We start from the raw sequence: 14,026 nt of genomic DNA on the forward strand, positions 1-14,026 counted from the left end.
CCGACGCGCGGGACCGCGCGGGAGCCGGAATGCGGAAAGCCCCGCGGCCTGACGGCTGCGGGGCTTTCGCGGTATCCGGGGCGGGCCGCCCGCCTCCCCGCGGCCGCCGGGGCCGTGGGGAGGCGCGGGCTCAGGCGGAGCGGTAGAGCTCGGCCACGCGGAAGGCGAGGTCCAGCGACTGGCTCCGGTTGAGGCGGGGGTCGCAGGCCGTCTCGTAGCGCAGCGCCAGATCGCCCTCGACGATCTCCTGGCCGCCGCCCACGCACTCGGTGACGTCGTCGCCGGTGAACTCGATGTGGATGCCTCCGGGGTGCGTGCCGAGCGCGCGGTGCACCTCGAAGAAGCCGGCCACCTCGTTCAGCACGTCGTCCAGGCGGCGGGTCTTGTGGCCGCTGGGCGCCTCGAAGGTGTTGCCGTGCATCGGGTCGCAGATCCAGGCCACCTGGGCGCCGCTCGCGGTGACCTTCTCCACCAGGGAGGGCAGGTGGTCGCGGATCTTGGAGGCGCCCATCCGGGTGATGAAGGTCAGGCGGCCCGGCTCGTTGTCCGGGTTCAGCTTCTCGACTAGTGCGAGGGCGTCCTCCGGCGTGGTCGTCGGGCCGAGCTTCACGCCGATGGGGTTGCGGATGTTCGCGAAGAATTCCACGTGCGCCTGGTCGAGCTGGCGGGTGCGCTCGCCGATCCAGACCATGTGGGCCGAGACGTCGTACGGCAGGCCGGTCCGGGAGTCGATCCGGGTGAGCGCCTGGTCGTAGTCGAGGATGAGCGCCTCGTGCGAGGAGTAGAACTCGACGGTGTGGAACTCCTCGGGGTCGGCCCCGCAGGCGCGCATGAACGCCAGCGCCTGGTCGATCTCGCGGGCGAGCTGCTCGTAGCGCTTGCCGGCCGGGGACTCGGCCACGAAGTCCTGGTTCCACGCGTGCACCTGGCGCAGGTCGGCGTAGCCGCCCTTGGTGAAGGCCCGGATCAGGTTGAGCGTCACCGCGGAGGAGTGGTAGGCGCGCAGCAGCCGCCACGGGTCGGGGTTGCGGGCCTCGGGCGTGAACTCCAGGCCGTTGACCATGTCGCCGCGGTAGGCCGGCAGCTCCACGCCGCCGCGGGTCTCGGTGCCATTGGAGCGCGGCTTGGCGAACTGCCCCGCCATCCGGCCGATCTTCACGACCGGCACCTTCGCCGCGTAGGTGAGCACGATCGCCATCTGCAGCAGCGTCTTGAGCTTGTTGCGCACGGCGTCGGCGGTGGCCCCCGCGAACGTCTCGGCGCAGTCGCCGCCCTGCAGCACGAAGGCCTCGCCTCGCGCCACCGCGGCCAGGTCCGCCTTGAGGTTGTCGCACTCCCCGGCGAAGACCAGGGGCGGCAGTCCCTCCAGCTCGGAGACGACCTTCTCCAGCTCGCCGCGGTCGGGCCATTCGGGCTGCTGCGCCGCGGGCAGCCGGCGCCAGGAATCGTGGTTGATGCTCACGGTATGACAGGCTATTGCACCCCGCGGGGCTGGCCGACCTCGATGTCCACGTATTGAGAAAGTCTTTTTCCCTGGTGAGACTCCGCAGGTGGTCGCAGGACCGCGTCACGCCTCGGGCGTGCGCACGTGCTCGGGGCGGACGCCCAGGCCGATGAAGCGGCGGATCAGGGGGGCGGCCGCCGGGAGGCGGGAGAGGTCGGGCAGCCGTACGGCTCCGGCGTCCCCGGCCAGGACGGGGCGGATCAGCCGGTTCTGGACCACGCGCTGGGCGAACTGGGTGATCACGGTCGGCGGGGTGCGCCGCCGCTGCACCCGGGCCAGCAGCGACTCGGGGATCTCGCCGCCGGCCAGCAGCGGCCCGGCCAGCAGGTTGGCGGCGGCCACCGCGTCCTGCACGGCCAGGTTGATGCCGACGCCGAAGACCGGGGACATGGCGTGCGCGGCGTCGCCGATGACCAGCAGCCCGGGGCGGTGCCAGCGGCGCAGCCGGTTGAGCGCCACCGACAGCACGCTGACGTCGCCGAAGTCCTTGATCAGCTCGACCCGGTCGCCGAGGAACGGCAGCATCCGCGCCACCTGCCCGCGCAGCACCCCGGCGTCCCCTTCCCGCATGGACGCGAAGCCGCCCTTGGGGATCACGTAGGCCAGCTGCCAGTAGTCCTCCCGGTTGATCGCCACCATCAGGTGGCCGGTGGAGACCCGCAGGAACGTCTCGCCGGGGTCGGCGGGCTCGCGGGGCAGCCGGAACCAGAGCACGTCCATCGGGGCGCCGTGCTCGACCGGGACCAGCCCGGCGGCCCGGCGCACGTCGGAGCGGCGGCCGTCGGCGGCCACGGTGAGCGCGGCCCGCAGCTCGTGCTCCCCGGAGGCGTCGCGGTAGTGGACGCCGCGCACCGCGCCGCCCTCCCGGACCACCCCGGTCACCTCGGCGTTCATGAGGAGCCGGAAGCCGGGGTACCGCCCGGCGGCGGTGGTCACCAGGTCCAGGAAGTCCCACTGCGGGACGAACGCGATGTAGGGGTAGCGGCCCGGGAGCTTCGACAGGTCGGCGAGCGGGATCTCGGCGTCGTCGGTGCGGATCGACATGCTGCGGGCCTTGCGGTGCGGGAGGCGGTGGAACTCCTCGGCCAGGCCGAGCTCGTCGAGGACCTGCAGGGTCGAGGGATGGATGGTGTCACCGCGGAAGTCGCGCAGGAAGTCGGCGTGCTTCTCCAGGAGCGTCACCCGGACGCCCGCCCGGGCCAGCAGCAGCGCCAGGACGGCCCCCGCCGGGCCGCCCCCGGCGATCACACATGTGTTCCGGTTCATAATTCATCACCCATTGAAATTATGGCACGGAACGTCCTCCGGGGGAACGGCGCCCGGGGATCCGCCTGGCGGATGACGTGCGGCCGGGCCGGCTGCGGCAGAGTGGCCGGCATGACCGTCTACGAGACCGAACGCCTGATCATCCGGGAGTGGACCGAGGACCGGGCCGACCTCGACCGGATGACCGACATCTACACCCGGCCGGAGGTGACCCGCTGGCTGCCGCCCTTCGAGTTCGACGCGGACCGGGCGGTGCAGGGCTGGCGGGCCCTGCACGAGCGGGACCGGCGCTACGGCTCCTGGGCCGTGCAGGTCCGCGAGACCGGGGCCGCCGCCGGGACCGTGCTGTTCCGGCCGGTCCCCGGCGGCGACGGGGAGGTCGAGGTGGGCTGGCACCTGCACCCCGACTCCTGGGGGAACGGCTACGCCACCGAGGCCGCCCGCGGGGCGGTGGAGCGCGGCTTCGCGGCCGGGCTGGAGGAGGTCTGCGCCCTGGTGATGCCGGGCAACGAGGCGTCCATGGCCGTCTGCCGACGGCTCGGCATGACCCCCCTCGGCAGGACCCGCCGCTTCTTCGACCTGGAGGCGGAGATGTTCCGGCTCCGGCGGGACGGCTGAGCGCCGCCTTCCCCGGCGGTCTCCATATGTGTTCGACCGGTTACAGGCTGATATGGATGGGTAACGATAGGGACGAACCATCATCGGGGGGATGAGAAATGATCAGAATGCTTCACAAGATGGGCGTGAAGTCCGGCCTGATGTACGGGGCGGGCATCGCATCGGTCGGCCTGTCGTTCGCGTCCTGGCTGACCTCCAAGAACGTGGAGAACGCCAGCCTCGCCCGGGCCGACCGCTGGGGCATCTTCATCGGCGAGTGGGCGCCGACCTTCTTCGCCATGGGCATCGCACTGCGCATCGAGGAGACCCACGCCGACAACGCCCAGCTGGCGGAGCGTGAGATGTTCGACAGCACCTACGCCGAGGGCCGGATGCCCTCGCACGCCCGGGTGTAGCCGGACACCTGCGGACGGGCCGCACCCTCGCCGGGTGCGGCCCGTCCGTGCGCCCGCCGGACGCCGACGGGGAAGACGGGCGGCGCTACCGGGCCGCCGGGCGCACCAGGTCGAGGGCGCGGACGAGTGCGGCGGCGCTGAGGTCGCGCAGGGGGGCGTACTCCTCCTCCGGATACTGCCGCGGGCCGTTCTCGGCGAGCAGGACCAGGCAGAGGTAGAGCCGGTAGAGGGCCATCCGGACGCGGGCTCGCTCGTCGAAGGGGACGACGCCGCCCGCCTCGCGGTACCCGGCCACGATCTCGTCGTCCTCCTCGAGCTCACCGAAGATCGTCGGGGTGACGAAGTCGGCGAGGGGGTCGCCCCAGAACGCCCGCTCGTGATCGATGATCGCCTGGATCCGGGCCGGGCCGCCGTTCAGGGATCCCGGGGTGAGGAAGACGTTGCCGGGCCAGACGTCGAAGTGGACCAGCGCGGGCACGGTCACCTCGTCCAGGGCCCAGGCCGCGGCCTCGACGGCCGCCCGGACGGAGCCGGCGGGGACCGGCAGCCCGATCGAGTAGCGCGCGGCGTCGTCCAGGACCGCCCCGGTCATCGCCAGGAAGGCCGAGCGCCAGGTCGGACCGGTCAGCTGGGCGTGCGGGTAGCCGTACACGTCGCCGGTGACGGTGTGCAGCCGGGCCAGGTGGCCGCCGAGCTCCCGCCGCAGGACGCCGGCCGGCGCCTCGGGGGCGCGGTTCCACGCCACCCCGTCCAGCGCGGACATGATCAGGTAGTCGCCGCCGAGCACCGGGTCGTCGAACCCGGCGCACAGCAGCTCGGGCCCGGGCAGGCAGGCCCGCCGGTAGACCATGGCCTCGGCGCGCAGCAGGTTCCGCTCGTAGCGCAGCTGCTCCAGCTCGGGCGGGGGCGAGAGCTTGAGCACCACCTCGCGGCCGTCGTCGAGGACCAGCCGCCAGACCGCGTTGGCGAACCCGTCGGACAGCTCGGCGGAGGAGGCGACGCCCGCGCCCAGGGCCCGCCGGAGCAGATCGTCCAGCTCGGCCGCGGTGAGCGCTCGTTTGGTCCTGCTCTGCATCGCCTCTCCTCGGGAAAGGTGCCGGAAACGGTCTCTGGGGTGCCGGAGCGGCCTCCGGGAGATCAGCAGGGGGAGATCGTCCAGGAGTGCTCGGCCTTCTCCCCGGGCTGGAGCACGATCAGGTCCGTGCCGGAGTTGAAGGCGTCCGGCGGGCAGGTCATCGGCTCGACGGCCAGCCCGGAGTGGCCGAGCCCGGTCCCGGTGCACACCTGCACCCAGGGCATCGCCGCCTCCTCCCAGCGGATCTCGGTGCCGCCCTCCGGGCCGCGCACCCGGGCCCTGACCAGCCCGTCGCCGTCCGGGGCGAGCTCGGTGAAGGCGTGGTCCACGGGGGTGGCGCCGACCACGCGCGAGGTCCGGAAGTCGTACGGCGTCGCGGAGACGTCCTCCAGGGAGCGGGGCAGCAGCGACCCGTCCACCAGCAGCACCCGGCCCGCGGGCAGGTGCAGCTCGTACTCCTCGACGTCGCCCCCGGCCAGCAGCCAGGGGTGCGGGCCGCAGCCGTACGGCGCGGCCTCCCCGCCGGTGTTCTCGGCCGTGAGGGTCGTGGTCAGCCCCTCGGGGGTGAGGGTGTGGAGCACCTGCAGGGCCAGGGTGAACGGGTAGCCGGAGACCGGGGTGATCGTGTGCGCCAGCCGTACGGAGTCGGGGTCGCCCTCCGCGGAGCGCTGCTCCACCGCCTCCCACGCGGCCTCGGCGACCAGCCCGTGCAGGGCGTTCCCGCGGTCCTCTTCGTTCACCCGCAGGCGGTGCTCCCGCCCGGCGAAGGTGTAGCGGGCGCCGCCGACCCGGTTGGGCCAGGGGGCCAGCAGGGTCCCGCTGTAGCAGGGGATCGGGCCGTCGGCGGGCCAGCTCGCCACCAGGTCGCGCCCGCCGTCGCGGAGCACGCGCAGGGCGGCGCCCCGCTCGGTGATCTCGGCGTGCAGGGCGCCGGAGCGGAGGGTGAACTGCCGGGACACGGGGGGTCCTTTCGCCGGGGGACGACGGGGATGGGAGGTGCGGAGAGGCGCTACCGGCCCGGGGACGTGCGGGCGGGGCGGACACGGGTCATGCGGAGGCCCGCTCGACCAGGTGGGTGTCCAGGATCACCACGGGCTGCTCCAGGTGCTCGCCGTTGATCCGGGCGACGAGCAGGTGGGCCATCTGGCGCCCCATCGCCTCGGTGGGCTGGTGCACGCTGGTCAGGGCGGGGGAGGAGTGGGCGCCCGCGGGGGAGTCGTCGAAGCCGATCACCGCCACGTCGCCGGGGACGTCCTTGCCCTCCTCGCGCAGGACCCGCATCGCGCCCAGCGCCATCGGGTCGGAGGCGGTGAAGACCGCGTCCACGTCGGGGGTGCCGGCCAGGAGGGCGCGCATGGCGGCCATGCCGCTCTCCTCGCTGAAGTCGCCGTAGGCCACGATCTCCGGCACCCCGGTGGCGAGCAGCGCGTCGCGGTAGCCCGCCAGGCGGTCGACGCCCACGCCCATGTCCTGCGGGCCCGCGATGGTGGCGATCCGGCGCCGCCCCTTGGCCAGCAGATACTTCACCGCCTGCCGGGCGCCGGCGCGGTTGTCGACGTCGACGTAGCTGTAGGGGTCGAGGCCGATCGGGCGGCCGCCGATGACGGTCGGCACGCCCATCGCCTCCAGCCGCCCGGGCAGCGGGTCGGCGCCGTGCAGCGAGATCAGCAGCACGCCGTCGACGTGCTGGCCGGTCAGGTAGTGCTCCAGCCGCTCGTGCTCCTGCGGCGACTGGGCCATGGCCAGGATGAGCTGGAGGCCGGTCTCGGACAGGGCCGAGCCGATGCCGCGGATGGTCCCGGCGAAGTAGGGCTCGTCGAAGACCCGCAGCTCCGACTCGGAGACCACCAGCGCGACGGTGTCGGTGCGCCGGGTGACCAGCGCCCGTGCGGCCCGGTTGGGGACGTATCCCAGCTCGTCGATCGCCCGGTGCACCGCGTCGCGGGCCTTCTCGCTCACTTTCGGCGAGCCGTTGATGACCCGCGACACCGTGCCCCGGCCGACCCCGGCCAGAGCGGCGACCGCCTCGAGCGTCGGACGACGGTCGCCGTTCATTTTCGCCCCCATGGAAGAATCGATGACCCTTTATTCTGCCGGACCGCTCAGGCCACCGCGCCTGATGGTATCGGCATACCAGAGAGCGCTCTCCTTGGGAACTCTCCGCTGGGTCTCGTAGTCGACGTGGACCAGGCCGAACCGCTTGCCGTACCCCCACGCCCACTCGAAGTTGTCCATCAGCGACCAGGCGAAGTAGCCCTCGAGCGGGACTCCGGCCTCGATCGCGGCGTGGCAGGTGCGCAGGTGCGCCTCGATGTAGGCCAGGCGCTCGGAGTCGTTCACGGTCCCGTCGTCGGCCATGACGTCGTCGAAGGCCGCGCCGTTCTCGGAGATGACCAGCGGGACCCGCGGGTACTCGCGGGCCAGCCGGAGCAGGATCTCGTGCAGTCCGGAGTCGTCGATCTCCCAGCCCATCGCGGTGACCGGGCGCCCCGCGTTGACGAACGAGACGTGCTCGCTGCCCACCCACGGCGAGCCGCTGTCGGTGGGCGCCGCCGCCGCCGACGCCGAGCCGCCGGGCACCCCGGAGACGGTGAAGCGGCTGTAGTAGTTGATCAGCAGCATGTCCAGCGGGGCCGAGATGACGGCCAGGTCGCCGTCCCGGGCGAAGTCCGCCATCGGACCGAGGTCGTCCAGCACGTCGGCGGGGTACTCGCCCTTGAGCAGGGCGTCGAGGAAGAACCGGTTCTGCAGCCCGTCGATGCGGCGGGCCGCGTCCAGGTCGGCCTCGGAGCCGGTCTGCGGCGAGATCGCGTAGAGGTTGACGCACCCGCCGATCCGGGTGTCCGAGCGCTGCGCCCGCATGGCCTCCACGGCCAGGCCGTGCGCGAGCAGCAGGTGGTGCGCCGCCCGCATCGAGGCCGCCGGCTCCCGCCGCCCGGGGGCGTGCTCGCCGGAGGCGTAGCCGAGGAAGGCCGCGCACCACGGCTCGTTGACCGTGCTCCAGTTGCGGACCCGGTCGCCCAGCGCGCCGTGCACGGCCGCCGCGTACTCGGCGAAGCGCTCGGCGGTGTCGCGCGACGGCCAGCCGCCCGCGTCCTCCAGCGCCTGCGGCAGGTCCCAGTGGTAGAGCGTCACCCACGGGTCGATGCCCTTGGCGAGCAGTTCGTCGACGAGCCTGCTGTAGAAGTCCATGCCCTTGGCGTTGACCGCGCCGCCGCCGGTGGGCTGGATCCGGGGCCAGGAGATGGAGAACCGGTAGGCGCCCAGGCCGAGCTGGGACATGAGCGCGACGTCGTCGCGGTAACGGTGGTAGTGGTCGATGGCCGTGTCGGCGTTCTCGCCGTTGACCACCCGGCCGGGCTGCCGGACGAAGGTGTCCCAGATGGAGGTGCCGCGGCCGTCCTCGGCGACGGCGCCCTCGATCTGGTAGGCGGAGGTGGCCGCACCCCAGGCGAATCCGGCGGGGAACACCAGCTCCGGCGTCTGGGTCTGCGTCTCTTGCGTGGTCACGCCTTGACCGCACCTTCCATGAGTCCGCCGACGATCTGCCGGCCGAACGCGACGAAAACGATGACGAGGGGAAGGACCGAGGCCGCCGTGCCGGTGAAGAGCATGACGTAGTCGGTGCCGTGCGCCTGGTTGAGCGCGGCGATCGACGTCTGCACGACCGGGTTGTCCGGGTTCAGCACGATCGACGGCCAGAGGAACTCGTTCCAGTTCTGCATGAAGGTCAGCAGCGCCAGAACCGCCATGCCGGGCCGTACGGCGGGCAGGATGACGTTGGCGTAGATGCGCATGGTGGAGGCGCCGTCGACGCGGGCCGCCTCGACCAGCTCGTCGGGCACCGCCTGGGAGGTGTACTGCGTCATCATGAACACGCCGAACCCGTTGACCAGGAACGGCAGGATGACGGCCTGGATCTGCCCGGTCCAGCCGAGGGTCACCATCATCTCGTAGAGCGGGACGATGCCCATCTGCTGGAGCGGGACCATCATGGTCAGCAGGATCGAGCCCAGCAGGATCTTGCTGCCCCGGAACTTGAGCTTGGCGAAGGCGAAGCCGGCCAGGGTGGAGATGAGCACGACCGAGACCGTCACGGTGGTCGAGATGATGATCGAGTTGATCAGACCGGTGGCGAAGTACGCCTGCTCGGCCTCGAGCAGCCGGTTGACGTTGTCGCCGAGGTTGCCGCCGGGCAGCAGCGGCGGCGGGGTGTCGAGCGCCTCGTCGTTACTCCGCGTGGCCATGACGAACATGTAGTAGATCGGGAAGGCCGAGAGCACGAGCGCGAAGGTGAGGACCACCTTGGTCAGCGGGCCCGCGTCCCAGATGCGGTTCGCCGCGGACGCGGGGCCCGCCGGGCGTCGCCGGGATTGGATCGCGGTCACTTTTTACCCCCGATGCGCCGGGTGATGGAGTAGTTGATCAGGATGCCGACGAGGATCAGCGCGAACAGCATCCAGGCGGCCGCCGAGGCGTAGCCCATGTCGAAGTCGCGGAAGCCCTCCTTGACGATGAACATGGCCACGGTCTGGTACTGGCCGGTGGCGCCGCCGGCCATCGTCGGGTTGCCCTCGAACATGACCGGCTCGGCGAACAGGGTCAGCCCGCCGATGGTGGAGGTGAACACGACGAAGATGAGCGTCGGGCGGAGCATCGGGACGGTGATCTGCCAGAACTGCCGGCGGGGCGAGGCGCCGTCGAGAGAGGCGGCCTCGTAGAGGTCCTTGGGGATCGTCTGCATCGCGGCCAGCAGGATGATCGCGTTGTAGCCGGTCCAGCGCCAGTCGATCATCGTGGCGATCGCGATCCACGCCGACCAGCTCTGGTTCTGCCACTCGATGGCCTCGACGCCGAACAGGCCGAGGAACCAGTTGATCATGCCGTAGTCGCGGCCGTAGAGCTGGGTGAAGACCACCGCCACCGCGACGACCGAGGTCACCAGCGGAAGCAGGATGCCGAGGCGGAAGAAGAGCCGGCCCCGGATGCGCTTGTTGAGGGCGTTGGCGAGCAGCAGCGCCATGACGAGCTGCGGGATCGTCGCGATGACGAAGATCCCGACGGTGTTGACCACCGCGTTCCAGAAGGACCCGTCGGCGATCAGCTCGACGTAGTTGTCGATGCCGAGGAAGGTCTTGTCCCCGGCGAGTTCCCAGTCGTGCAACGACACCCAGAAGGTGTAGCCGAGCGGGAAGAGGCCGAAGAGAGTGAAGAGCAGGAAGTACGGTGAGACGAGGAAGTAGGGGGTCGCCCGGAGGTCGAACCTGGCCAGTCCGTTGCCGCCGCGCCCGGAACCCCGGTGCCCGGGCGACCGGGCGGGTCCGGTCCGCCCCACGGGGGCGGGGGTGTCGACTTTCAGTGTCATCGGTCAGCCTTTCAGCGAAGGGCAGGCGACGGGCCCGGCGGCGGGGTCGCCGCCGCCGGGCCCGTGCTGATCGGGACGGGGATCAGCCCGCTGCCTTGGTGCCGGCCTCGATGAACTTGGTCCAGGCCTCGGCGTAGGGGATCGAGCCCTTGTCCATGCCCTCCAGGACCTTCTCCGCGGCGGTCTTCACCTGGGCGTGCTTCTCACCCAGGAAGACCGGGAGCAGACCCTGGGTCGAGGCACCGAAGATCTTGCCGACCGGCGCGTCGTTGAAGAACGGGTTCGTCTTGTCCGCCACCGCGGGGTCCTGCTGGGCCGGCAGGGAGCTCGGGAAGGCGTTGGCCTCCTGGAAGGCCGCGACGTGGCCGTCCTTGCCGGTGAGGTAGTTCAGGACCTCGGCGGCCTCCTTCTGGTGCTTGCTCTGCGCGGGGATCGCCAGGTAGGAGCCGCCCCAGTTGCCGGAGCCGCCGGGAACCGCGGCCACGTCCCAGTTGCCCTTGTTCTCCTCACCGGCGTTGCCCTCGATCACGCCGACCATCCAGGCGGGGCAGCCCATGACGGCGAAGGCGCCCTTCTTGGTGCCGGCGTTCCACTCGTTGGTGAAGGAGGCCAGCTTGGCGGTCAGGCCCGCCTCGCTGAAGGACTTGACCGTGTCGAACGCGGTCTTGATGGCCGGGTTCTTGTCGATGACGAGCTGGTTGCTGGTGTCGAAGTAGGCGATGTTGCCGTTCTTCGGCGCCTCCTGGTTCAGGATCACGTTGTAGAGCGTGTTCGGGCCGTCGAGGAACTTGCTGTCGGTGACCTTCGCCTGGAACTTCTTGCCGGTCTCCATGAAGGCGTTCCAGTCCGGCCAGAGCTTGCCGACCTCCTCGCGGTCGCTCGGCAGGCCGGCCTTCTCGAACAGGTCCTTGCGGTAGCACATCGCCATGCCGCCGATGTCGGTGCCGAGGGCGAAGAGCTTGCCGTCCTTGTTGAGGCCGTTGTCCCACTTGGCCGCGGGGAAGTCGGCCTTGCGGCTCTCCAGCCCGAACTGGCCGAGGTCGGCGAAGAACTGCGGGCGGGCCTTCATGAGGCCCATGGCGCCCTCGTCGATGCCGACGATGTCGCCGGTGCCGCTGCCGGCCTGCAGCTTCTGCAGGAGCTGGGGCAGGTAGACGTCCTCGAACCGGTCGGTCAGGTTCTCGTGCTTGACCTGGATGTTCGGGTGCTCGGCGTTCCACTTCTTGACGGCCTCGCCGTAGCCGAAGTTGTTGCCGCCGCCGAAGGTGTGGACGGTGATGGTGACCGGCTCGGCCGCGGCGGACGCGGAGCCGCCGTCGGCGGCGGGCTTGCTGGGCTCGCTCGAACCGCAGGAAGCGATGGTCAGGGCGGTGACCGCCATGACCGCCGCGGCCGCCAGCTTGCCCTGCCGCTTGTTGTTCAACATTCCGGACCCCTCTCAGGTGGTCGCCCGAATCGATGGGAGGTGACGTCGCAGGCCGGTCCCCGACAGCTCGGCCTCGACGGGTGGATCCTCAGCGTTTTTTGGGAGCGCTCCCACGAAGAGTGGACGATGGGCAACCAGGACGTCAATATGCCGAAACTCAACCGTTACATCGCGGGCGAACAGGCAGGACAATCAGCTATCCACTGGACAAAAGCTCCAGACATGCTGTTGGGAGCGCTCCCATCACAGAGGAGGCATCGGGGGGCTTCCCGCCGCTCCCGGCCCCATACGGCCCCGGCGGGCAGGATCCGGCTGCGAGGGCCGGACCGGCCCGTCCTCCGGGCGCGGCAGCGGAAGGGGGTACGGCTCGCGCGAGCCGTACCCCCTGCGGAGAGCTTGGTGATCAGGCCGAGTAGACCGGGTAGCCGTACCCCACGACCTGCCACTTCGGCCGGACGCGCTGCTCGACGTTGCCGTTGCCGGTGTTGCCCTCGATCGTGGTGATCGTGCCGTCGCCGTTGTCGTGCTTGACGAAGCCGACGTGGTCGATCCCGTAGACGCTGTCGCCGCCCTTCCAGTCGAAGAAGACGACCGCGCCGGGCTCGGGGGTGTCGCCCCAGTGCCGGTTGTTGGCGAACCACTGGGCGTGGGTGACGGTGTAAGCGTCCCAGCCGACGGTCGGGCGGATGCCGGCCTGCTCGCCGACCCAGGAGACGAACATGTCGCACCAGGGGGCGTTGGCGTACCCCTGCACGTTGCCGCCGTCGCGGGCGATGGTCTCCTTGACGCGGGGGGAGCCCATGTACCAGGAGTGGAACTTCGTGCCGCCGCCCGAGGAGTTCTCCCGCACCCCGATCTGCTGCTCGGCGACGGCCAGCAGTTGCGCGGCCGACACCTTGGGCAGGCCCTCGGCGATGACCTGCAGGGGGGTCTTGGGGGCGGACGAAGCCGATCCGGCCCAGGCCAGCCGGGGAACCTCGGCGGCGGGGGCGTTGAGGGGATCGTGCGCGCCGGCGGCGAAGGCCGAGGGGGCGGCGACGGCGCCGCCGGTGACCGCGACCGACATCCCGAGGATGACGCGAGTCAGGTGGCGCTTCTTCGGGGTGGAGACGCGGCGGTGCTTGCCCATAGAGGGGATTACTCCTTTTCGGCTTCCATAGCGCCTACCGGGTTAGCTGTCGGGTTCGGGCTGAAAGTGCCCTACAACACGCGAGCGCGTTGATTCACCCCAGAAAACGTGGGTTCCCGGTTCCGCGGGTTCGCGGATTCGGCGTCCGTGCCCATCTCATCGGCACCGGGCCGGGCCGGATGAGTCACATCGCGGCAAGGTCTGGGCAAACCGCCGGTCTGGAGAGCCTCCCCTGTTCCCCTTTCTGTAAAAGAAGTAAAAAATCCGGTAAATCAGTCCGCGCGGTTGAACGTCGCGGGGTCCGGGCCCAGCCGCGTGCCGCTGTCCAGTACGGCGATCGCCGCCATGTCGCCCGGGTCCAGGACGAAGTCGAAGACGTCGATGTTCTCGGCGATCCGGGACGGCGTCACCGACTTCGGGATCACCACGCCGCCCAGCTGGAGGTGCCAGCGGAGCACCACCTGCGCCGGGCTCCTGCCGTGCTTGGCGGCGAGTTCGGCCAGGACCGGCTCCTCCAGCAGTCCCCGCCCCTGCCCGAGCGGGCTCCACGCCTCGGTGACGATGCCGTGCTCGGCGTGGTACCCGCGCAGCTCGGCCTGGGGGAGCATCGGGTGCAGCTCGATCTGGTTGACCGCCGGGACGATCCCGGCCTCCCCGAGCAGCCGGTCGAGGGTCTCCACCGTGAAGTTGGAGACCCCGACGGCGCGGACCCGGCCCTCGGCGCAGAGCCGCTCCAGGGCCCGCCACGTCTCCACGTACCTGTCCCGGGCGGGGACCGGCCAGTGGATCAGGTAGAGGTCCAGGTAGTCCAGCCCGAGCCGGTCCATGCTCGCGTCGAAGGCCCGCAGCGCCGCGTCGTACCCGTGCTCGTCGTTCCAGAGCTTGGTCGTGACGAACAGCTCCTCGCGCGGCACCCCCGACGCGCGGACCGCCCGGCCCACGCCCCGCTCGTTCCGGTAGAGCTTGGCCGTGTCGACGCTCCGGTAACCCGCCTCGATCGCGGTGGCCGCGGCCGCGGCGGCCTCGTCGTCGGGCACCCGCCAGACGCCGAGGCCGATCCGGGGCATCCGCACCCCGTTGTTGAGAGTGACGAAATCCATGCCCTCATGATCCCTCACCGGCGCGGTCGCGCGGCGGGCGCGGCGGCCGCGACGGCGTAGTCGGCTGTTCACCCGTGGTTCCCGGGCGTGTAAGACGGCCGGGTTACGGTGACCTGGTCGTGAACGGGTCATCGCCCGGCGTGGAGGA

13 protein-coding genes and 1 riboswitch are annotated in these 14,026 nt (G+C 71.0%); of the genes, 2 read left to right on the forward strand and 11 right to left on the reverse strand.

The window, feature by feature from the left end:
- Positions 1 to 130: 130 nt before the first annotated feature.
- Both FHS22_RS17105 and FHS22_RS17110 read right to left on the reverse strand, forming a co-directional pair.
- Positions 131 to 1,462, reverse strand: coding sequence for a class II 3-deoxy-7-phosphoheptulonate synthase (locus FHS22_RS17105; protein ID WP_184942804.1), 1,332 nt, complete (start codon positions 1,460 to 1,462; stop codon positions 131 to 133).
- A gap of 105 nt (positions 1,463 to 1,567) precedes the next feature.
- A complete protein-coding gene (locus FHS22_RS17110) occupies positions 1,568 to 2,770 on the reverse strand; it encodes an FAD-dependent oxidoreductase (protein WP_184942805.1) in 1,203 nt (400 codons plus the stop codon).
- A gap of 111 nt (positions 2,771 to 2,881) precedes the next feature.
- Between FHS22_RS17110 and FHS22_RS17115 the strand changes: the two genes are divergently transcribed.
- Entirely contained in the window at positions 2,882 to 3,388 is a 507-nt protein-coding gene (locus tag FHS22_RS17115; RefSeq protein ID WP_184942807.1) for a GNAT family N-acetyltransferase, read from the forward strand.
- 98 nt (positions 3,389 to 3,486) lie between these two features.
- Positions 3,487 to 3,783, forward strand: coding sequence for a hypothetical protein (locus FHS22_RS17120; protein ID WP_184942808.1), 297 nt, complete (start codon positions 3,487 to 3,489; stop codon positions 3,781 to 3,783).
- A gap of 85 nt (positions 3,784 to 3,868) precedes the next feature.
- Here FHS22_RS17120 and FHS22_RS17125 read toward each other — a convergent pair whose 3' ends face one another.
- From FHS22_RS17125 to FHS22_RS17165, 9 genes are all read right to left on the reverse strand, one after another.
- Complete coding sequence (locus FHS22_RS17125; RefSeq protein ID WP_184942810.1) at positions 3,869 to 4,858, reverse strand: phosphotransferase family protein; 990 nt, start codon at positions 4,856 to 4,858, stop codon at positions 3,869 to 3,871.
- Between the two features lie 62 nt (positions 4,859 to 4,920).
- Entirely contained in the window at positions 4,921 to 5,817 is an 897-nt protein-coding gene (locus tag FHS22_RS17130; protein ID WP_184942812.1) for an aldose 1-epimerase family protein, read from the reverse strand.
- Positions 5,818 to 5,905: 88 nt separating this feature from the next.
- Positions 5,906 to 6,913 carry a LacI family DNA-binding transcriptional regulator gene (locus FHS22_RS17135; RefSeq protein WP_184942813.1) on the reverse strand — a complete coding sequence of 336 codons (1,008 nt, stop codon included), beginning with the start codon at positions 6,911 to 6,913 and terminating at the stop codon, positions 5,906 to 5,908.
- A gap of 30 nt (positions 6,914 to 6,943) precedes the next feature.
- A complete protein-coding gene (locus tag FHS22_RS17140; RefSeq protein ID WP_184942815.1) occupies positions 6,944 to 8,368 on the reverse strand; it encodes a GH1 family beta-glucosidase in 1,425 nt (474 codons plus the stop codon).
- Positions 8,365 to 9,246, reverse strand: a complete 882-nt coding sequence (locus tag FHS22_RS17145) for a carbohydrate ABC transporter permease (protein ID WP_184942817.1) — start codon at positions 9,244 to 9,246, stop codon at positions 8,365 to 8,367. The genes FHS22_RS17140 and FHS22_RS17145 overlap by 4 nt, the downstream gene beginning before the upstream one ends.
- The gene (locus FHS22_RS17150) at positions 9,243 to 10,223 is read right to left on the reverse strand and encodes a carbohydrate ABC transporter permease (protein ID WP_184942819.1); all 981 of its coding nucleotides are present in this window, start codon (positions 10,221 to 10,223) and stop codon (positions 9,243 to 9,245) included. The genes FHS22_RS17145 and FHS22_RS17150 overlap by 4 nt, the downstream gene beginning before the upstream one ends.
- 82 nt (positions 10,224 to 10,305) lie before the next feature.
- Positions 10,306 to 11,649 carry an ABC transporter substrate-binding protein gene (locus tag FHS22_RS17155; RefSeq protein ID WP_184942821.1) on the reverse strand — a complete coding sequence of 448 codons (1,344 nt, stop codon included), beginning with the start codon at positions 11,647 to 11,649 and terminating at the stop codon, positions 10,306 to 10,308.
- A gap of 403 nt (positions 11,650 to 12,052) precedes the next feature.
- Positions 12,053 to 12,778, reverse strand: coding sequence for a CHAP domain-containing protein (locus tag FHS22_RS17160; RefSeq protein WP_184942822.1), 726 nt, complete (start codon positions 12,776 to 12,778; stop codon positions 12,053 to 12,055).
- Between the two features lie 17 nt (positions 12,779 to 12,795).
- A riboswitch (cyclic di-AMP (ydaO/yuaA leader) is annotated at positions 12,796 to 12,932 on the reverse strand.
- Positions 12,933 to 13,050: 118 nt separating this feature from the next.
- Positions 13,051 to 13,878 carry an aldo/keto reductase gene (locus tag FHS22_RS17165; protein ID WP_184942824.1) on the reverse strand — a complete coding sequence of 276 codons (828 nt, stop codon included), beginning with the start codon at positions 13,876 to 13,878 and terminating at the stop codon, positions 13,051 to 13,053.
- Positions 13,879 to 14,026 lie beyond the last annotated feature (148 nt).

It is taken from the genome of Thiemannella venezuelensis (genome assembly GCF_014203605.1).
Classification (GTDB): Bacteria; Actinomycetota; Actinomycetes; order Streptosporangiales; family Streptosporangiaceae; genus Planomonospora_A; species Planomonospora_A venezuelensis.